The 17,972-nt window shown below is 71.7% G+C and carries 21 protein-coding genes; 14 read left to right on the forward strand and 7 right to left on the reverse strand.

The features are described 5' to 3' along the window. Nucleotides 1–26: 26 nt before the first annotated feature. The 5 genes from ACXYMW_RS16570 to ACXYMW_RS16590 form a co-directional block, all read right to left on the reverse strand. Complete coding sequence (locus ACXYMW_RS16570; protein WP_459036442.1) at nucleotides 27–1,334, reverse strand: cell envelope biogenesis protein TolA; 1,308 nt, start codon at nucleotides 1,332–1,334, stop codon at nucleotides 27–29. Between the two features lie 10 nt (nucleotides 1,335–1,344). Next, complete coding sequence (gene tolR, locus ACXYMW_RS16575) at nucleotides 1,345–1,821, reverse strand: protein TolR (protein ID WP_459036443.1); 477 nt, start codon at nucleotides 1,819–1,821, stop codon at nucleotides 1,345–1,347. A gap of 1 nt (nucleotide 1,822) precedes the next feature. Then, nucleotides 1,823–2,518 carry a protein TolQ gene (gene tolQ, locus ACXYMW_RS16580; protein WP_459036444.1) on the reverse strand — a complete coding sequence of 232 codons (696 nt, stop codon included), beginning with the start codon at nucleotides 2,516–2,518 and terminating at the stop codon, nucleotides 1,823–1,825. A gap of 130 nt (nucleotides 2,519–2,648) precedes the next feature. Next, nucleotides 2,649–3,038 carry a tol-pal system-associated acyl-CoA thioesterase gene (ybgC, locus tag ACXYMW_RS16585; protein WP_459036445.1) on the reverse strand — a complete coding sequence of 130 codons (390 nt, stop codon included), beginning with the start codon at nucleotides 3,036–3,038 and terminating at the stop codon, nucleotides 2,649–2,651. Nucleotides 3,039–3,114: 76 nt separating this feature from the next. After that, the gene (locus tag ACXYMW_RS16590) at nucleotides 3,115–3,762 is read right to left on the reverse strand and encodes a hypothetical protein (RefSeq protein WP_459036446.1); all 648 of its coding nucleotides are present in this window, start codon (nucleotides 3,760–3,762) and stop codon (nucleotides 3,115–3,117) included. 255 nt (nucleotides 3,763–4,017) lie between these two features. Between ACXYMW_RS16590 and lepB the strand changes: the two genes are divergently transcribed. The 9 genes from lepB to ACXYMW_RS16635 all read left to right on the forward strand — a co-directional run bounded on the left by lepB (nucleotide 4,018) and on the right by ACXYMW_RS16635 (nucleotide 10,048). Beyond that, on the forward strand, nucleotides 4,018–4,863 hold the full coding sequence (lepB, locus tag ACXYMW_RS16595) for a signal peptidase I (RefSeq protein ID WP_459036447.1): 846 nt from the start codon (nucleotides 4,018–4,020) through the stop codon (nucleotides 4,861–4,863). Next, a complete protein-coding gene (gene rnc, locus ACXYMW_RS16600) occupies nucleotides 4,860–5,567 on the forward strand; it encodes a ribonuclease III (RefSeq protein ID WP_459036448.1) in 708 nt (235 codons plus the stop codon). Before lepB ends, rnc begins: the two co-directional genes overlap by 4 nt. Then, entirely contained in the window at nucleotides 5,564–6,487 is a 924-nt protein-coding gene (locus tag ACXYMW_RS16605; RefSeq protein ID WP_459036449.1) for a DMT family transporter, read from the forward strand. The genes rnc and ACXYMW_RS16605 overlap by 4 nt, the downstream gene beginning before the upstream one ends. A 7-nt stretch (nucleotides 6,488–6,494) precedes the next feature. Beyond that, nucleotides 6,495–7,508, forward strand: coding sequence for a GTPase Era (gene era, locus ACXYMW_RS16610; protein WP_459036450.1), 1,014 nt, complete (start codon nucleotides 6,495–6,497; stop codon nucleotides 7,506–7,508). Next, on the forward strand, nucleotides 7,501–7,836 hold the full coding sequence (locus ACXYMW_RS16615; protein ID WP_459036451.1) for a DUF1491 family protein: 336 nt from the start codon (nucleotides 7,501–7,503) through the stop codon (nucleotides 7,834–7,836). The genes era and ACXYMW_RS16615 overlap by 8 nt, the downstream gene beginning before the upstream one ends. A 60-nt stretch (nucleotides 7,837–7,896) precedes the next feature. After that, the gene (recO, locus tag ACXYMW_RS16620; protein WP_459036452.1) at nucleotides 7,897–8,628 is read left to right on the forward strand and encodes a DNA repair protein RecO; all 732 of its coding nucleotides are present in this window, start codon (nucleotides 7,897–7,899) and stop codon (nucleotides 8,626–8,628) included. Nucleotides 8,629–8,697: 69 nt separating this feature from the next. Continuing rightward, the gene (pgsA, locus tag ACXYMW_RS16625) at nucleotides 8,698–9,363 is read left to right on the forward strand and encodes a CDP-diacylglycerol--glycerol-3-phosphate 3-phosphatidyltransferase (protein ID WP_459036453.1); all 666 of its coding nucleotides are present in this window, start codon (nucleotides 8,698–8,700) and stop codon (nucleotides 9,361–9,363) included. Next, the gene (gene moaD, locus ACXYMW_RS16630) at nucleotides 9,363–9,608 is read left to right on the forward strand and encodes a molybdopterin converting factor subunit 1 (RefSeq protein WP_459036454.1); all 246 of its coding nucleotides are present in this window, start codon (nucleotides 9,363–9,365) and stop codon (nucleotides 9,606–9,608) included. The genes pgsA and moaD overlap by 1 nt, the downstream gene beginning before the upstream one ends. 2 nt (nucleotides 9,609–9,610) lie before the next feature. Then, a complete protein-coding gene (locus tag ACXYMW_RS16635) occupies nucleotides 9,611–10,048 on the forward strand; it encodes a molybdenum cofactor biosynthesis protein MoaE (protein ID WP_459036455.1) in 438 nt (145 codons plus the stop codon). A 125-nt stretch (nucleotides 10,049–10,173) separates the two neighbouring features. Here ACXYMW_RS16635 and ACXYMW_RS16640 read toward each other — a convergent pair whose 3' ends face one another. Next, nucleotides 10,174–11,577 (reverse strand): aspartate aminotransferase family protein, encoded by a 1,404-nt coding sequence (locus tag ACXYMW_RS16640; protein WP_459036456.1) that lies wholly within the window; start codon nucleotides 11,575–11,577, stop codon nucleotides 10,174–10,176. 129 nt (nucleotides 11,578–11,706) lie between these two features. Next, nucleotides 11,707–12,387: a GntR family transcriptional regulator gene (locus ACXYMW_RS16645; protein WP_459036457.1), complete on the reverse strand. Its 681-nt coding sequence runs from the start codon at nucleotides 12,385–12,387 to the stop codon at nucleotides 11,707–11,709. 170 nt (nucleotides 12,388–12,557) lie between these two features. On the opposite strand from ACXYMW_RS16645, the gene ACXYMW_RS16650 reads away from it, so the two are divergent. The 5 genes from ACXYMW_RS16650 to ACXYMW_RS16670 all read left to right on the forward strand — a co-directional run bounded on the left by ACXYMW_RS16650 (nucleotide 12,558) and on the right by ACXYMW_RS16670 (nucleotide 17,926). Next, nucleotides 12,558–13,646 (forward strand): polyamine ABC transporter substrate-binding protein, encoded by a 1,089-nt coding sequence (locus tag ACXYMW_RS16650; RefSeq protein WP_459036458.1) that lies wholly within the window; start codon nucleotides 12,558–12,560, stop codon nucleotides 13,644–13,646. 67 nt (nucleotides 13,647–13,713) lie between these two features. Next, on the forward strand, nucleotides 13,714–14,838 hold the full coding sequence (locus ACXYMW_RS16655; protein ID WP_459036459.1) for an ABC transporter ATP-binding protein: 1,125 nt from the start codon (nucleotides 13,714–13,716) through the stop codon (nucleotides 14,836–14,838). A gap of 1 nt (nucleotide 14,839) precedes the next feature. Then, a complete protein-coding gene (locus ACXYMW_RS16660) occupies nucleotides 14,840–15,730 on the forward strand; it encodes an ABC transporter permease subunit (RefSeq protein WP_459036460.1) in 891 nt (296 codons plus the stop codon). Between the two features lie 55 nt (nucleotides 15,731–15,785). Next, nucleotides 15,786–16,607 (forward strand): ABC transporter permease subunit, encoded by an 822-nt coding sequence (locus ACXYMW_RS16665; RefSeq protein ID WP_459036461.1) that lies wholly within the window; start codon nucleotides 15,786–15,788, stop codon nucleotides 16,605–16,607. Continuing rightward, the gene (locus tag ACXYMW_RS16670; protein ID WP_459036462.1) at nucleotides 16,604–17,926 is read left to right on the forward strand and encodes an NAD(P)/FAD-dependent oxidoreductase; all 1,323 of its coding nucleotides are present in this window, start codon (nucleotides 16,604–16,606) and stop codon (nucleotides 17,924–17,926) included. Before ACXYMW_RS16665 ends, ACXYMW_RS16670 begins: the two co-directional genes overlap by 4 nt. Nucleotides 17,927–17,972 lie beyond the last annotated feature (46 nt).

Below are 17,972 nucleotides of genomic sequence, written 5' to 3' on the forward strand. Positions count from 1 at the left end.
TCCCCCCCCCCCCCCCCGCGCCGCCATCAGCGCACCCGCATGCCGGAAGGATCGAAGGTCATCTCGATCTCCTTCCATTGCGCGTATTTCTCCGCCGGCAGGTCGTAGCCGTCCGACTGGCAGCGCAGGATCGCCCGGCGCGCCGCCTGGAACGCCGTCTCCACCGAGGCGCCCGAGCCCCCCGAAGAGGCGATCAGCCTGAGCGAGCTCGGCACCACCTGGCCGGTTTGCTGCATGTCCATCGCCACCGTCACGGTGACGTTGGCGGCCTGGCTGCCGACATCCACGACCCAGCAGCGCTGCACCGCCACCCGCAGCGCGTCCTTCTCCCCCGAGGTCATCGGCGGGCCGACCGGCACGTCGGGGTCGGGATCGGTGGTGCCGCCGCCGAGCACCTCGGCCAGCGCCGCGTCGATGCCGGCCACCGGGCTGTCCTCGGCCGGCGGCGTCTCGGCCGCGGTCTCGCGGGCCGGTTCGGGCTCCGCGGCAGGCTCCGGCTCGGGCTCCGCCGCCGGTTCCGCCGCGGGCTCGGGCTCCGGCTCCGGCTGCGGCTCGGGTTCGGGTTCCGCCTCGGCGGTCTCGACCGGGGTCTCGCGGGCCGGCGCCGGGCGCGCGGGCCGGCTCTTCGGCCGCATCGAATCGGTGGGCGCGGCGCTGCGCGCCGGCTCCTCGGCCTCGGTGACGATCTCGGGCGCCGCCTCCTCGGGCGCCGCGGCCTCCTGCTGCTCCTCCTCGACCGGCGTCTCGGCCAGAGCGTCGGGCTCGGCCGATTGCTGCGGCTCGGGGGCGGTCTCGCGGGTCGGCTCCGGCAGCGTCACCGGGTCGGGCGCGACGCGCGGCGCCGGGCGCGGCTGCGGGCGGTCGGCCAGCTCCGGCGTGTCGGGCTGCGGCTCGGGATCGGCCGGCGACACGATGGTCGCCGGGGGCGCGTCCTGAACGTCGGTGGCGGGCGTCTGCGGCGGCGGCTCGGGCAGCGCCTCGGGCGCCGGCTCGGGCGCCGGTTCCGGGCGCGGCGCCGGCTGCGGCGCGGGCGCCGGGGCCTCCGGCGCGGGGGCTTCGGGCTCGGGTTCGGGTTCGGGCGCGGGTTCGGGTTCGGGGGCGGGCGGCGGCGGCGCCGGCTGGTCGGCCGGGGTCTCGGCGGGCGGCGCCGGCGACTCGACCTCGGCCTCGGGCGGCGCGGTGCGCTCGGTCAGGGCCGCGAACTCGGCCTCGGACAGGACCTGCACCTCGGTCACCTGCATCGGGTCCGGGTTCGGGCGGAAGACGTCGCCGAACAGGACCCAGAGGATCAGGGCCGCATGGCCCGTGCCCGAGATGACGTGCCCCACATGCATGGGCGTCCCCTCAATTCGCCGCCGAGTCGAGCGCCGGGCCGCCGATATCGGTGACCAGCCCGATCGAGGCGAAGCCGCCGGCATTGAGCGCGCCCATCACCTGGGCCACGGTCTCGTAGTTCACCGCGCCGTCGGCGCGCAGGTAGACCCGGTCGTCGGCGCGCTCCGCGGCGATGGCGCGCAGCCGGCCGACCAGCTCCTCGCGCGGCACCTCGGTGGTCTGGATGGTCACCGTGCCGTCGGTCTCCACCGTCACCGTCAGCGGCTCCTCGTTGTCCGAGGGCAGCGCCGTGGCAGCGGTCTTGGGCAGTTCCACCGGCACGCCGACGGTCAGCAGCGGCGCCGCCACCATGAAGATGATCAGCAGCACCAGCATCACGTCCACGAAGGGCGTGACGTTGATCTCGGCCATCGGCTGGGCGCGGCCGCCGCGGCGCCGCCCGCGGCGTCCGCCGCCGCCGCCCTTCTTGATGACGCCGGCCCCCATCTCAGCTGTCCAGCTGGCGCGACAGGATGGTGGAGAACTCGTCGGCGAAGGCCTCGTAGCCGCCGATCAGGCGGTCGGCATCGGCCGAGAGCTTGTTGTAGAAGATCACCGCCGGGATCGCCGCCAGGAGGCCGAGCCCGGTGGCCAGCAGCGCCTCGGCGATGCCCGGCGCCACCACGGCGAGGTTGGTGTTCTGCTGCTCGGCGATCTCGATGAAGGCGTTCATGATGCCCCAGACGGTGCCGAAGAGCCCTACGAAGGGCGCCGTCGAGCCCACCGTGGCGAGCACCGGCAGGCCGCCCTGCAGGCGCTCGGCCTCCTTCTGGATCGCCACGTCCATCGAGCGGTCGATGCGGGCCTGCGCGCCGGCGATCAGCCCGCCGTCGTCGCGATGGCTGCGGCGCCATTCCGACATGCCCGCGGCGAAGACCCGTTCGGAGCGGCCGCCGGGTTCGGGGCCGATCTCGTCGAACAGCTCGTCGAGCGGATCGCCGGACCAGAAGGCGCGGTCGAAATGGCCGGCCTCCCGCTGCGCGGCGCGGTACTGCACGATCTTCTTGATGATGATCGACCAGGACCAGAACGACGCCACGATCAGCGCCAGCATCACCAGTTTCACGGTCAGCGTGGCGCGCGCAAACAGCGCCCACATGGAGAAGTCCACCCCCTGCGCGAGGGCCAGCGATTCGGTTTCCATGAGCCTGCTCGTCTGTTCCGGCCTCTTTCGGGCCGCCTTTACACGCGACACTAGCCGATATGCGAGTGCCCCGCCAACACATTGCCGTCACCGGCGGAGGGTTGCCGATGCCCGGCGGCCGCCGTGGCGCTCAGTGCAGCTGCTGGCGCAGCGCCGCCGGCAGCCGCGCCGGGTGGCCCGAGAGCGTCACGCAGACCACCGTGACCTCGGCCCGGAACAGCTGCGTGTCGCCGCGCCAGACCACCTGGCCGACGATCAGCCTGGCGCCGGTGACGGCGCGGATCTCGGTGCGCACCACCAGCTCGTCGTCGAACTTCGCCGGCGCCAGGTAATCGGCCTCGATCCGGCGCACCGCAAAGACCACGCCGTCGCGGTCGCGCATCACGCCCTGGTCGATGCCCTGGGCGCGGACCCATTCGGTGCGCGCGCGCTCGATGAATTTCAGATAATTGGCGTAGTAGACGATGCCCGCCATGTCCGTGTCCTCGTAATAGACGCGGACGGGGAATTCGTGACTCATCGGGGGCCTCCGGGGATCGCTCGCGGTCCCGGCTTACGCAAGCCGGACCCGGCCCGCAAGCCGCGTCAGCCCGGCGTCAGCCCGGCGGCGGGGCGGCGGCGATGCGAGCCTGCAGGCGCAGCGCATGGGCGGGATCGCTGGCCGCCTCCGGCAGGGCTGGGTCGTAGGCGGCGCGGATCACCTGGGCGATCTCGGGGCGCAGCACCACCCGCCCGTCGGCCAGCCGGCCCAGCGGCGAGCGCGCGGCGAAGGCCCGGTCGGACCACAGCAGGATGGTCTGCACCGCCTGCCCCAGCGCCAGCTCCTCGGCCGGCAGCGCCGCCAGAGCCGCGTCGAGCCGCAGCAGCACGAAGCAGGCGCGGATGGCGCCCGAGGGCTCGAAGCGGAACACCCGGTACTGGTTCGCGCCCTGCGCCGTCAAGCGCTCGACCAGCGGCTCCAGCCCCTCGATCATGCGGTCGAGATCGGGCACCCCCAGAAGCTCCTGCCAGTCGCGCACGAAGAAGATCGGCAGGGTGACGCCAAGCTCCGGATCGGTCTCGGCCATGGGATGGCCGGCAAGCTGGCAGACCGCCTCGAAGGCGCCCTTGATCGGCGCGATGCTGGTATCCGCGACGCCGAACACGACCGGCGCGATCGGGCGCCCCCAACGGGCGCAGAGATAGCTGCCATCGGCGCGGGTGAAGAGGGCTGTGACCTCCTCGGGGCTGATCGGATCGGACACGGGGCCGGGTCCTCCTGGCTCGGGGTTCGGGCACGTCGCGCGCCCGGGCCCCGCGGGCCTGCCACGCGCCGCGTCCGGCATCAAGGCCCGCGGCCCGGCCCGGCGCCGCCGGCCCGCGCCGCACCCCCTCCGCCCGCAATCCGGGCCGCGCCGGGCCGCAGCGTCGCCGCCGGGACAGCCGCCGCGCTCGCCTTGACTTCGCCCCACCCGGACCGCAGAACGCGCGGGATTTTACCGCGTGGCGAAGGCAGGCGAATGGCATCCGAGAAGCAGAAATCGGGCGGCGGCATCCTCGAGACCGTCAAGACGATCGTCTACGCCCTGCTCATCGCCGGCATCTTCCGCACCCTGTTCTTCCAGCCCTTCTGGATCCCCTCGGGCTCGATGAAGGACACGCTGCTGATCGGCGACTTCCTGTTCGTCAACAAGATGGCCTACGGCTATTCCTACGCCTCCTGCCCCTCGGTCTACCTGCCGGCCTTCGGCATCGACATCGACGCGCATGACGTCTGCGGCATCTTCGACGGCGACAACACGCGGCTCTTCGGCGAGATCGACGACGTGGAGCGCGGCGACGTCGTGGTGTTCCGCCACCCGGTGACCGGCCGCGACTTCATCAAGCGGGTGATCGGCCTGCCCGGCGACCGCATCCAGGTCCGCGACGGGCTGCTGCACATCAACGACGAGCCGGCCCAGATCGAGCCCGCCGGCAGCTTCCAGGAGGTCGCGGCGCCGCAGGGCCCGCAGCGCCTCCGGCCGCGCTGCGAGAACGGCCCCGTGGGCGAGGGCGGCACCTGCTCCAAGTCGCGCTTCATCGAGACCCTGCCGAACGGCGTCAGCCACTCGATCCTCAACATCGCCAGCCAGGGCTCGGACAACACCCCGGTCTACACCGTGCCCGAGGGTCATTTCTTCTTCATGGGCGACAACCGCGACAATTCCTCCGACAGCCGCGTGCCGCAGGTCGCCGGCGGCGTCGGCTTCGTCGCCTTCGAGAACCTGGTCGGCCGCGCCGACCGGGTGGTGTTCTCCTCCGCCGGCTCCTCGATGCTGTATTTCTGGACCTGGCGCGGCGACCGCTTCTTCGAGAAGATCGAGTGAAACGCTCCGCCGCCCTGTCCGAGCTCGAGGACCGCCTCGGCCACCGCTTCGCCGACGTGGCGCTGCTGAGCCGCGCGCTGACCCATTCCTCGATGGCGGGCCCGGCGCGCGAGGACAACCAGCGGCTGGAATTCCTTGGCGACCGGGTGCTCGGCCTCGTCATGGCCGAGGCGCTGCTGGAGCGCGACCCGGCCGCCGCCGAGGGCCAGCTCGCGCCGCGCTTCAACGCCCTGGTGCGCAAGGAGACCTGCGCCGAGGTGGCGCGCGCCGCGGGGCTCGGCGAGGCGCTGAAGCTCGGCCGCTCGGAGCGGCTGTCGGGCGGACGGCGCAAGCTCGCGCTTCTCGGCGACGCCATGGAGGCGGTGATCGCCGCGGTCTATGTCGATGCCGGGCTCGAGGCTGCGCGGGCGCTGATCCTGCGGCTCTGGGGCAGCCGCATCGACGGCGTCGAGGCCGATGCCCGCGATCCCAAGACGGCGCTCCAGGAATGGGCGCAGGGGCGCGGCCAAAAGCCCCCCTCCTACGTCCAGATCGACCGCGAGGGTCCCGACCATGCGCCGGTCTTCACCATCGAGGCGCGGCTCGAGGACGGCGCCACGGCGCGCGCCCGGGCGCCCTCGAAGCGGCAGGCCGAGCAATCCGCCGCGCGCGCTCTGCTCGACCGCTTCGCGGCGCAGGAATCCGGCGGGGCGGACGAGGCTTGAGCCCGAACCTCGCCGGCAGCCTGTTCATGGTCGCCGCGATGATGGGCTTCGCCGTCGAGGACGCGCTGTTCAAGGCCGCCACCGCCAGCGTCTCGCCGGGCATCGGCACGATGGTCTTCGGCGGCCTCGGCCTCGCGCTCTATGCCGGGCTGGCGCGGGCCGGCGGCAGCCCGGTCTGGTCGCGCGCCTATCTCCGGCCGCGGCTCCTGTTGCGCACCGGCTTCGAGATCATGGGCCGGCTGTTCTTCGCGCTGGCGCTGGCCTACACGCCGCTCTCCACCACATCGGCGATCCTGCAGGCGGCGCCGCTGGTCGTGACGCTGGGCGCCGCGCTGGTGCTCGGCGAGGCGGTGGGCCCGCGGCGCTGGACCGCGATGCTGGTGGGTTTCGGCGGGGTGCTGATGATCCTGCGCCCGACCCCGGACGGGTTCGAGGCCTCGGCGCTCCTGGCGGTGGCCGGCATGGTGGGCTTTGCCGGGCGCGACCTGATGACCCGGGCCAGCCCGCCCGAGGTCTCGGCGGCGCAGCTCGGCGTGCTGGGCTTTGCCGTGGTGCTGACCGCCGGCGCCCTGATCACGATGTTCGAGGCGGCGCCGGCGGCGCCCGACGGCCGCGCCGCGGCGCTGCTCGCCGCCTGCGCCCTGACCGGGGTGGCGAGCTACGCCGCGCTGACCCGGGCGATGCGCACCGGCGAGGTCGCGGTGGTGGCGCCGTTCCGCTATTCGCGGCTGATCGCAGCGCTGGCCATCGCCTACCTGGTGTTCGGCGAGCGCCCCGACGCGCTGACCCTGGCCGGCGCGGCGCTGGTCGTGGCCAGCGGCGTCTACACGCTGTGGCGCAGCGGCCGCAAGGACGCCACTGGCCCCGCGCCGCATTCCGCGGTAAGGGACAAGGCTTCACCAACCCCGCCCCGCAGGTGACGCGCCCATGACCGAGACCCCGGACCAGACCCCGGACGATTCCGACAAGACCAGCGAGACCCCGGAGGCCCCGGCCCCCGGCGCCGCGGAGGCCCCTGCCCCGGTCGCCGAGGCGGACCAGCGCGCCGGTTTCGTGGCGCTGATCGGGGAGCCCAATGCCGGCAAGTCGACGCTGCTGAACCGCATGGTCGGCGCCAAGGTGTCGATCGTCACCCACAAGGTGCAGACCACCCGCTCGCGGATCCGCGGCGTCGCCATGGAGGGCGCGGCGCAGCTGGTTTTCGTCGACACGCCGGGCCTGTTCCGGCCGCGCCGGCGGCTCGACCGGGCGATGGTCGCGGCGGCCTGGGGCGGCGCCGCCGATGCCGACGTGGTGGTGCTGCTGATCGAGGCCCATCGCGGCCTCACCGAAGGCGTCGAGACCATCCTCGCGCGGCTGGCCGAGATCGGCCAGGGCCGCACCGTGGCGCTGGCCATCAACAAGATCGACCGGGTCAAGGCCGAGGTGCTGCTGGGCCTGTCGGAGAAGCTGAACGCCGCCTACCCGTTCGAACGCACCTTCATGATCTCGGCCGAGCGCGGCTACGGCGTCGACGACCTGCGCCGCTGGCTCGCCGACAGCGTGCCGCAGGGACCCTGGCTCTACCCCGAGGACCAGATCGCCGACCTGCCGATGCGGATGATCGCCGCCGAGATGACGCGCGAGAAGCTGACGCTCAGGCTGCACCAGGAACTGCCCTACCAGCTCACCGTGGAGACCGAGGCCTGGGAGGAGAAGAAGGACGGCTCGGCCCGCATCGACCAGGTGATCTACGTCGCACGCGACGGCCACAAGGGCATCGTGCTGGGCCGCAAGGGCGAGACGGTGAAGGCCGTGGGCCAGGCCGCGCGGGCCGAGATCGAGGAGTTTCTCGGCCGCCGCGTGCACCTGTTCCTGCAGGTCAAGGTGCGCGAGAACTGGCTCGAGGAGGCGGAGCGCTATTCCGAGATGGGGCTCGATTTCCGCGACGGCGATGGCTGAGCCGCGGCTCGCCACGTCGCTCTGGGTCGCGGCCTATCGGCGGCGGCTCGATCTGGCGCAGATCCCCTGCTACGTGGTGGCGCATGGCGACGACACGGCCGGCGCCGTGCTGGTCAAGCTGGCGACGCTGGACGGGCAGGCGCGGCTCTTCACCCGGCGCTTCGACCTGATGACCGACAGCCGGCGCTGGGAGGTGCTGCGCGAGGGCGCCGAGGCCGAGGTCGATGCCGGCATCGCGCGCGAGCGCCGCGGCGATCCCGATCTCTGGGTCATCGAGGTGGAGGACCGCGCCGGGCGCCACCTCCTCGACGAGCCGGGGCTGGCCTGATGCGCCGCCGCGCCCAGCCGCGGTGCCCCGGCGCCCGAGACGCGCGCGGGGGCTGAGGCGATGGAATGGCGCGAGGACGGAGTGCTGCTGTCGCTGCGCCGCCACGGCGAGACCTCGGCCATCCTCGACGTCTTCACCGAGAGCCGCGGCCGCCATGCCGGGGTGCTGCCCGGCGCCACCTCGCGGCGCATGGCGCCGGTGCTGCAGCCGGGGGCCGAGCTCGACCTGACCTGGCGGGCCCGGCTCGAGGACCAGATCGGCACCTTCCGCGCCGAGCCGCGGCGCTCGCGTGTGGCGCTGGCGCTGCACGACCCGCTGGCCTTGGCCGGGCTCAACGCGGTGGTGACGCTGCTGACCTTCGCCCTGCCCGAGCGCAGCCCCTATCCGCGCCTGCACCGCGCCTCGACGGCGCTGCTCGACCTGCTGGGCGAGCCCGATCTCTGGCCGCTGGCCTATCTGCGCTGGGAGCGCCTACTGCTCGAGGAGACCGGCTTCGGGCTCGATCTCGAGACCTGCGCGGTGACCGGCACTAGCGAGGACCTGGCCTATGTCTCGCCGCGCACCGGGCGCGCGGTGAGCCGCGCCGGGGCCGGCGACTGGGCCGACCGCCTGCTGCCGCTGCCGCCGGCGCTGGTGGGCCGCGGCGCGGGGGGCGATGCCGAGGTTCTGGCCGGGCTCGCGGTGACCGGCCACTTCCTCGGCCACCACCTGGCCCAAGCCCAGGGCGGCCGGCCGCTGCCGGCGGCCCGGGCGGCGTTTCTGGAGCGCCTGGCGCGGCGCGCCGGATCGTGACGCGGCGCCGAAGCCGGGCCTGCGAATGGCGTCTTTTGCACCCCGCGCATCCGGGCTAGGTAGGACGCCATGACATGGACCCTGCCCAATATCCTGACCGTCCTGCGCCTGCTCGCCGCGCCCGGGCTGGCGGTGATGTTCCTCTACTTCACCCGCCCCTATGCCGACTGGTTCGCGCTGCTGCTCTTCGTCGGCGCCGCGGTGACCGACTGGTTCGACGGCTACCTCGCCCGCTCCTGGGCGCAGGAATCGAAGCTCGGCGCGATGCTCGACCCGATCGCCGACAAGGCGATGGTGGTGATCGCCCTGATGGTCATCGTCGGCTATTCCTCGATGTCGCCCTGGCTGGTCCTGCCGGCCACGGTGATCCTCTTCCGCGAGGTCTTCGTCTCCGGGCTGCGGGAATATCTCGGCGACACGGCGGGGCTTCTGAAGGTCACCAAGCTCGCCAAGTGGAAGACCACGGCGCAGATGATCGCCATCGCGGTGCTGTTCGCGCAGGGCATCTTCGAGCATTATCTCGGCATCTCGATCTGGGGCATGGACGAGGCCATGGTCTCGGACATCCTGTCGGGCGGCGAGGAGGACCTGCAGGGCCTGCGCTGGAAATATGCCGGCATGGTCTGGACCGGCAATGCCGGCATCGTGCTGCTCTGGATCGCGGCGCTGCTGACCCTGGTGACCGGGGCCGATTACCTGCGCAAGGCGCTGCCGCATCTGAGGGAGGATCGCTGATGGACGTGCTGTATTTCGCCTGGGTGCGCGAACGCATCGGGCTGCCCCGCGAACGCGTCGAGAGCGGCGCTTCGACGGTGTCGGATCTGGTCGACGAGCTGGTGGCGCGCGAGGAGCGCTACGCCGCGGCCTTCGCCGATCGCGGCGCGCTCCGGGTGGCGCTGGACCAGGAGCTGGCGGATTTCGACGCCCCGCTCGCCGGGGTGCGCGAGGTGGCCTTCTTCCCGCCGATGACCGGGGGCTGACCATGCGGGTGCTGGTGCAGGAGGCGGCCTTCGATTTCGGCGCGGAATGCGACCGCTTCGCCCGCGACCGCGCCGATATGGGCGCCGTGGTCACCTTTGCCGGCGTGGTGCGCGGCGGCGGCGGGCTCGAGGCGATGGAGATCGAGCATTACCCCGGCATGACCGAAAAGGCGCTGACCGCGATCGCCGAGGAGGCGCGGGCGCGCTGGTCGCTGGGCGACGTGCTGGTGATCCACCGCCATGGCCGCCTCGCCCCGGGCGAGCGCATCATGATGGTCGCGACCGCCGCGCCGCATCGCCGCGACGCCTTCGCGGCGGCGGAATTCCTGATGGATTACCTGAAATCCCGCGCGCCGTTCTGGAAGAAGGAGCGCGGCCGCGACGGCGCGAGCTGGGTGGCGGCGCGCGACGAGGACGAGGCGGCGCTGACGCGCTGGTGAGGGTCGCCCGGCGTCCGGGCGTGGGGTGAGTCCAAGGGAGGGGCGCTGCCCCTCTGCCGCCCCCTCGGGGGGCGGCATTCACCCCGGGATATTTCTGCTCAGAAGAAGGTGGGGGCGCGCGGCGCTCAGGCGGGTTCGGCGGCGCGCATCAGGCCGCGGCGCTCGACCTCCTCCAGGGTCTCGTCGAGGGCGCGGCGGGCACGGGCGATCAGCTCGTCGATCTCCGCGTGCGAGATCACCAGCGGCGGCGAGATGATCATCCGGTCGCCGACATGGCGCATCACCAGGTGATTGGCGAAGCAGCGTTCGCGTGCGATGTAGCCCACCGTGCCGGCCTCGGCGGCGAACGGCGCGCGGCGCGCCTTGTCGGGGGTCAGGGCCAGCGACCCCATCATGCCCTTGATCCGCGCCTCGCCGACCAGCGGATGGTCGGTCAGGCTCTCGAAGCGCGCCTTGAGATAGGGCGCGGTGTCCTCGCGGACCCGGGTCACGATGCCCTCCTCGTCGAGGATGCGCAGGTTCTCCAGCGCCACCGCGGCGGCCACCGGGTGGCCGGAATAGGTGTAGCCGTGGTTGAACTCGCCCGCGCCGATGACCTGCGCCACCTCCTCGGAGACGATCGAGGCGCCGATCGGCTGGTAGCCCGAGCTCAGCCCCTTGGCCACCGTCATGATGTCGGGGCGGATGCCCATGGTCTCGGAGCCGAACCAGTTGCCGGTGCGCCCGAAGCCGCAGATCACCTCGTCGGCGATCAGCAGGATGCCGTATTCGTCGCAGATCGCCTGGATCTCCGGCCAGTAGCTGTCGGGCGGCACGATGACCCCGCCGGCGCCCTGCACCGGCTCGCCGATGAAGGCGGCGACGGTCTCGGGGCCGAGCTCCTCGATCTTGTCGCGCAGCTGCCGGGCCCGGGCGCGGCCGAACTCCTCGGGGTCCATGTCGCCGCCCTCGGCCCACCAGTTCGGCTGGTCGATGTGGTGGATGTCGGGGATCGGCAGGCCGCCCTGGGCGTGCATGCCCTTCATCCCGCCTAGCGAGCCCGAGCCCATCGACGAGCCGTGATAGCCGTTCCAGCGCGAGATGATGGCGCGGCGCTGCGGCTGCCCCTTCATCTCCCAGTAGGTCCGCACCAGGCGGATATTGGTGTCGTTGGCCTCCGAGCCCGAGCCGGCGAAGAAGACGTGGTTGAGATCGCCCGGCGCCAGCTGCGCCAGCCGCTCCGCCAGCCGGATCGCAGGCACGTGGCTGGTCTGGAAGAAGGTGTTGTAGAACGGCAGCTCGGCCATCTGCCGGGCCGCCGCGTCGACCAGCTCCTGACGGCCGTAGCCGATATTGACGCACCACAGCCCGGCCATGCCGTCGAGGATGCGGTGGCCCTCGCTGTCGGTGAGCCAGCAGCCCTCGGCGCGGGTGATGATGCGCGCGCCCTTGGCGGCCAGCTCGGCGCCGTGGGTGAAGGGGTGCATGTGGTGGCGGGCATCGAGGGCCTGCAATTCGGCGGTGGGCAGCGGGTTCGAGATCACGCTCATCGCGGGCATCCTTGCGCTCGGGAGACGGGCCGGGGAACCGGCCGGGTCGGGGACGGCTTCGGGGTCGGTCGGAGTTTCCGCGCAGAATATGATCAAATTATCGGGGCGTCAATCGAATCACCCCTGCCGTCACCCCAGCCCGGCGGAGATCTGCTCCATGCCCTGCACCACGTCGGCATCCATGGCGCGGGCCGCCGCGGCGGCATCGCCGGCGCCCAGCGCCGCCAGCAGATCCTTGTGCCGGTCCGGCAGGTTGCGGGTGCCGAACATGCCGCAGACCACCCGCAGCGACGGCCCGAAGCGCAGCCACAGCCCCTCCACCAGCCCGGTCAGGATCGGCGCCTCGGCCAGCGCGTTGAGCTCGGCATGGAAGCGGTGGTTCTCGCGCAGGTAGCCGGCCACGTTGCCGCCGGCGATGGCGCGGTCGAGCCGGGCATCGGTGGCGGCGAGACGGCCGAGATCGGCGGCCAGTGCGCGTTCGGCGGCGCGCGCCGCCAACTCCGGCTCGAGGGCCCGGCGCGCCACCGTGAGCTCGGCCACCGCGGCGCGGTCGAACACCGGCACGATGATCCGGCGGTTGCCGCGGAATTCCAGCGCGCCCTCGGCGGTCAGCCGCCGCAGCGCCTCGCGCACCGGGGTCATGCCGGCCTCCAGCCGGTCGGTCAGGCCCTGGATGGTCACCGCCTGGCCGGGCGCCATCTCGCCGTAGAGAATCATCGCCCGGAGGGTCCGGTAGACCTGTTCGTGCACCGGCAGGCCGGCCCCCGGGGCGCTGCCATCGCCGCCTGCCTGAATCTTGATCACCCGCATGACCCCGCCTGCCGCAGCCGTCTCCCGGGGCGCCCGAAACGCCCCGCACGACAGTATCTTGCACGGCGCGGGAGCGCATGGAAACATCCGACTATTGCCTGACGGGGCAAAGTTTGATCAAAATTTGCCTCAAGGGGCGGAGACCGCCTCGCGTCCAACGGGAGCCCGACATGACCACCAAGCTTGCGACCCTCGCCGCCCTCGGCGCGCTGATCGGCGGCACCGCCGCCGGCGCCCAGGAAGTCCGCGTCTACAACTGGTCCGACTACATCGACGAGGATCTGCTGAGCCAGTTCGAGGAAGAGACCGGGATCGACCTGGTCTACGACGTCTTCGACAGCAACGAGGTGTTGGAGACCAAGATGCTGGCCGGCTCCTCGGGCTACGACGTGGTGGTGCCCACCGGCACCTTCCTGCAGCGCCAGATCCAGGCCGGGGCGTTCCAGAAGCTCGACAAGGAGCAGCTGCCCAACCTCGACAACATGTGGGACGTGATCTCGGAGCGCACCGCCAAGTACGACCCGGGCAACGAATATTCGATCAACTACATGTGGGGCACCACCGGCATCGGGGTGAACGTCGACAAGGTCCGCGAGGCGCTCGGCGAGGATGCCCCGATCGACAGCTGGGATCTGGTCTTCAAGCCCGAGAACATGGAGAAGCTGAGCCAGTGCGGCGTGCATTTCCTCGACGCCCCGGCCGAGATGATCCCGGCGGCGCTGAACTATCTCGGCGAGGATCCGGACAGCCACGACCCCGACGTGATCCAGCGCGCCATGGAGGTCTTCGAGCCGATCCGCCCCCATATCCAGAAGTTCCACTCCTCGGAATACATCAACGCGCTGGCCAACGGCGACATCTGCGTCGCGGTGGGCTGGTCGGGCGACATCCTGCAGGCCCGCGACCGCGCCGCCGAGGCCGATAACGGCGTCACCATCGAGTACAACGCCCCCAGCGAGGGCGCCCAGATGTGGTTCGACCAGATGGCCATCCCGGCCGACGCCCCGAACCCGGAGGCCGCGCACACCTTCCTGAACTTCATCATGGCGCCCGAGAACATGGCGAAGGCGTCGAACTACGTCTACTACGCCAACGGCAACAAGGCGTCCCAGGAGCATCTCAACGAGGACGTCATCGGCGACCCGGCGATCTACCCGTCCGAGGAGGCGCTCGAGAACCTCTTCACCACCACCCCCTACCCGCCGCGCGTGCAGCGCACGGTCACGCGGCTCTGGACCGAGATCAAGTCCGGCGTCTGACCCCGGCCGCACGGCCCGCGCCCTGGGCGCGGGCCGTTCCTCTGCCCGCGTGCTGCCCGGAGAATTCATGAACCAGCCGGTCTTTGCCCCCTGGGACGACCCCGACGCCTCGCCGCTGATCCAGTTCCGCAACGTCACCAAGCGGTTCGGCGACTTCACCGCGATCGACGACCTGACGCTCGACATCTACGCCCGGGAATTCTTCGCGCTGCTCGGCCCCTCCGGCTGCGGCAAGACCACGCTGATGCGGATGCTGGCGGGGTTCGAGACCCCGAGCGCCGGCACCATCCTGCTTTCGGGCGAGGACATCGCACCGATCCCGCCGAACCGCCGCGCGGTGAACATGATGTTCCAGTCCTACGCGCTGTTCCCGCATCTTTCGGTCTGGGACAACATCGCCTTCGGGCTGAAGCGCGAGGGCAAGTCGAAGGACGAGATCGCGCCCCGGGTCGAGCAGATGCTGAAGCTGACCCGGCTGGAGCGCTTCGCCCGCCGCAAGCCGCACCAGATCTCGGGCGGCCAGCGCCAGCGCGTGGCACTGGCGCGCAGCCTCGCCAAGGCGCCGAAGCTCTTGCTGCTCGACGAGCCGCTGGGCGCGCTCGACAAGAAGCTGCGCCAAGACACCCAGTTCGAGCTGATGGACATCCAGGAGAAGACCGGCACCACCTTCGTCATCGTCACCCACGACCAGGAGGAGGCGATGACCGTGGCCTCCCGCGTCGCGGTGATGGACGAGGGCAAGCTGATCCAGGTCGCCACCCCGCCCGAGATCTACGAGGCGCCGAACTCGGTCTACGTCGCCGACTTCATCGGCGACGTGAACCTGATCGCGGGCCGCGCCCGGCAGGACGGCGACAAGGTCGAGATCGACTGGGCCGAGGACCAGCCGCCGATCCGCGGCACCACCACGCGGCGCTTCGCGCCGGGGCAGGCCTGCCATTTCGCGATCCGCCCCGAGAAGGTCCATATCGGGCTCGAGCCCGACGAGACGCGGCCGAACCGGCTGGAGGGCGCGGTCGAGGACATCGCCTATCTCGGCAACATCTCGACCTACCACGTGCGGCTCGGCAACGGGCAGCTGATCAAGGCCCAGACCGCCAATACCCGGCGGCTGGCCCGGCGCGGCATCACCTGGGAGGACCGGGTCTGGCTGTCCTTCACCGACACGGCCGGCGTGCTGCTGGAGGATTGATATGCGCCGCCTGACCCTGATCGCGGTTCCGTTCCTGTGGCTCCTGGCGCTGTTCCTGGTGCCGTTCCTGATCGTCCTAAAAATCTCGCTGTCGGACATCGCGCTGGCGATCCCGCCCTATACGCCGACCCTCGACCTGGCGGCGGGCTGGGAGGGGGTGAAGGCCTTCTTCGCCGGGCTCGACTTCGAGAATTACGTCTTCCTGACCCAGGACGACCTCTACTGGAAGGCCTACCTGTCCTCGCTGGGCATCGCCCTGGTCTCCACCGCGATCACCCTCGCCGTCGGCTATCCCATCGCCTACGCCATGGCGCGCGCCGCCCCGGAATGGCGGCCGACGCTGCTGATGCTGGTGATCCTGCCGTTCTGGACCTCGTTCCTGATCCGGGTCTATTCGTGGATGGGCATCCTCGCCAATGAAGGCCTGCTGAACCAGTTCCTGCTCTGGATCGGGCTGATCGACGCGCCCTTGCAGATCCTGTCGACCAACACCGCGGTCTATATCGGCATCGTCTACACCTACCTGCCCTTCATGATCCTGCCGATCTACGCGGCGCTCGAACGGCTCGACGATTCGCTGCTCGAGGCGGCGGAGGATCTGGGCTGCTCGCGGCTCTCGGCGTTCTGGCTGGTGACCTTCCCGCTGTCGCGCGGAGGGGTGATCGCCGGCTGCTTCCTGGTCTTCATCCCGGCGATCGGCGAGTTCGTCATCCCCTCGCTGCTCGGCGGCTCGAACACGCTGATGATCGGCAAGGTGCTGTGGGAGGAATTCTTCTCGAACCGCGACTGGCCGGTCGCGTCGGCGGTGGCCATCGTGCTGCTGCTGATCCTGATCGTGCCGATCGTGCTGTTCCAGCGCAACGAGCAGAAGCAGCGCGAGGCCGAGGGATGAGCGCGCGCCGCCGTCCCGCCTCCGGCCGTCGCGCCCGCCCCGGAAAGGCCCGCGCATGAGACGCTTCTCATGGTTCAACGTGACCTCGCTGACCCTCGGCTTCGCCTTTCTCTATCTGCCGATGGTCCTGCTGGTGATCTACAGCTTCAACGCCTCGAAGCTGGTCACCGTCTGGGCCGGCTTCTCGACCCGCTGGTACGGCGAGCTGTTGCGCAACGAGGAATTCCTCGACGCGGCCTGGGTGACGCTCCGGGTGGCGGTGCTGTCCTCGACGCTGGCCACGGTGCTCGGCACCATGGCGGCGGCGGTGCTGATCCGCGCCGGACGCTTCCGCGGCCGCACCCTGTTCTCCGGCATGATCTACGCGCCGCTGGTGATGCCCGAGGTGATCACCGGCCTGTCGCTGCTGCTGCTGTTCATCGGCATCGGGCTCGACCGCGGCATCTTCACCGTGGTGCTGGCGCACACGACCTTCTCCATGTGCTACGTCTCGGTGGTGGTCTCGTCGCGGCTCGCCACCTTCGACACGGCGCTCGAGGAGGCGGCGCTCGATCTCGGCGCCACGCCGTTCCAGGCCTTCCGGCTGGTCACCCTGCCGATCATCGCGCCGGCGGTGATCTCGGGCTGGCTGCTGGCCTTCACCCTGTCGCTCGACGACCTGGTGATCGCGAGCTTCACCACCGGGCCCGCGGCGACCACGCTGCCGATCAAGATCTTCTCCGCCGTGCGGCTGGGCGTCAGCCCGGAGATCAACGCGCTCTCGACCATCCTGATCGCGCTGGTCACGCTGGGGGTGATCTCGGCCTCGCTGGCCACCAAGCGGCGCGCCGTGCGCGAGGCCCGCGAGGCCCGCGCCGCCGAGCGGGCCCCGGCGTGAAGCGGCTCTACGAGCCCGCCGCCTACCGCCCGCCCGAGGCCTGCTTCTGGGCCGAGACGGTGACCGCGCCGGACTGGCCGGCGCTGGACGGCGATGCCACGGCCGAGGTCGCCATCATCGGCGGCGGCTTCACCGGCCTCTCGGCGGCGCTGCACCTGGCCGAGGCCGGGCTCGAGGTGGTGGTGCTCGAGGCCGAGACGCCGGCCTTCGGCGCCTCGGGGCGCAACGGAGGCTTCTGCTGCCTCGGCGGCGCCAAGGCCACCGACGCCATGCTGACGCGGCGCTTCGGCTCCGACGGGCTGGCGGCGTGGCGGGCCTGCGAGGCCGCGGCCATCGACACCGTGGCCGGGCTGATCGAGCGGCTGGGCATCGACGCCGACACCCACAGCCGCGGCGAGACCCGGCTGGCCCACACGCCCCGCGCCATGGCGCGGATGCGCGCCGCGCTGCCGCAGATCCGCGCGGCCTACGGCGTCGAGCCGGAACTGGTGGAGGCCGCCGACCTGCGCGCGGCGGGGCTCGGCGGCGGCTTTCACGGCGCGGTGACGACGCCCCGGGGCTTCGCGCTGAACCCGCGCAAGTACCATCACGGCCTGGCCCGCGCCGCCGCGGCGGCCGGCGTGCGGCTCCATGCCCGCAGCCCGGTCGAGGCGCTGCGCTCGGCCCCCGGCGGCTGGCGGCTCGTCACCCCGTCGGGCGCGGTCCGGGCCGCCCGGGTGATCGTCGCCACCAACGGCTATTCCTCGGAGGACGTGCCGGACTGGCTCGCCGCGCGCACCCTGCCGGTGCAGTCCAACATCATCGTCACCCGCCCGATCACCGAAGCCGAGGCCGAGGCGCAGGGCTGGACCAGCCGGCAGATGGCCTTCGACAGCCGCAAGCTGCTGCATTATTTCCGCCGCCTGCCCGATGACCGCTTCCTGTTCGGCATGCGCGGCGGGCTGCAGGCGACGCCCGCCGCCGAAGCGGCGATCGATGCCAAGATCCGCCGCGACTTCCACGCCCTGTTCCCGGCTTGGCGCGACGTCGAGATCACCCATCACTGGTCCGGGCTGGTCTGCCTGATGGCCAATCTCACGCCCTATGCCGGACGGGTGCCCGACATGCCGGGGGTCTGGGCCGGGCTCGGCTATCACGGCAACGGCGTCGCCATGGGCAGCCATACCGGGCGCATCCTGGCGGCGCTGCTGCGCGGCGCGGCGCCCGACACACCGGTGCCGGCGGCGCTGGCGGCGCCGCCGGGGCGGTTCCCGCTGGGGCCGCGGCGGCGCTGGCTGCTGCACCCGGCCTATTGGGCGGCGGAGACCTTCAACCTCTGAGCCGGCGCGCGCGCCGGGGGGGGGGGGGGGGGGGGGGGGAGGGGAG

This window comes from Roseivivax sp. CAU 1761, from assembly GCF_054482755.1.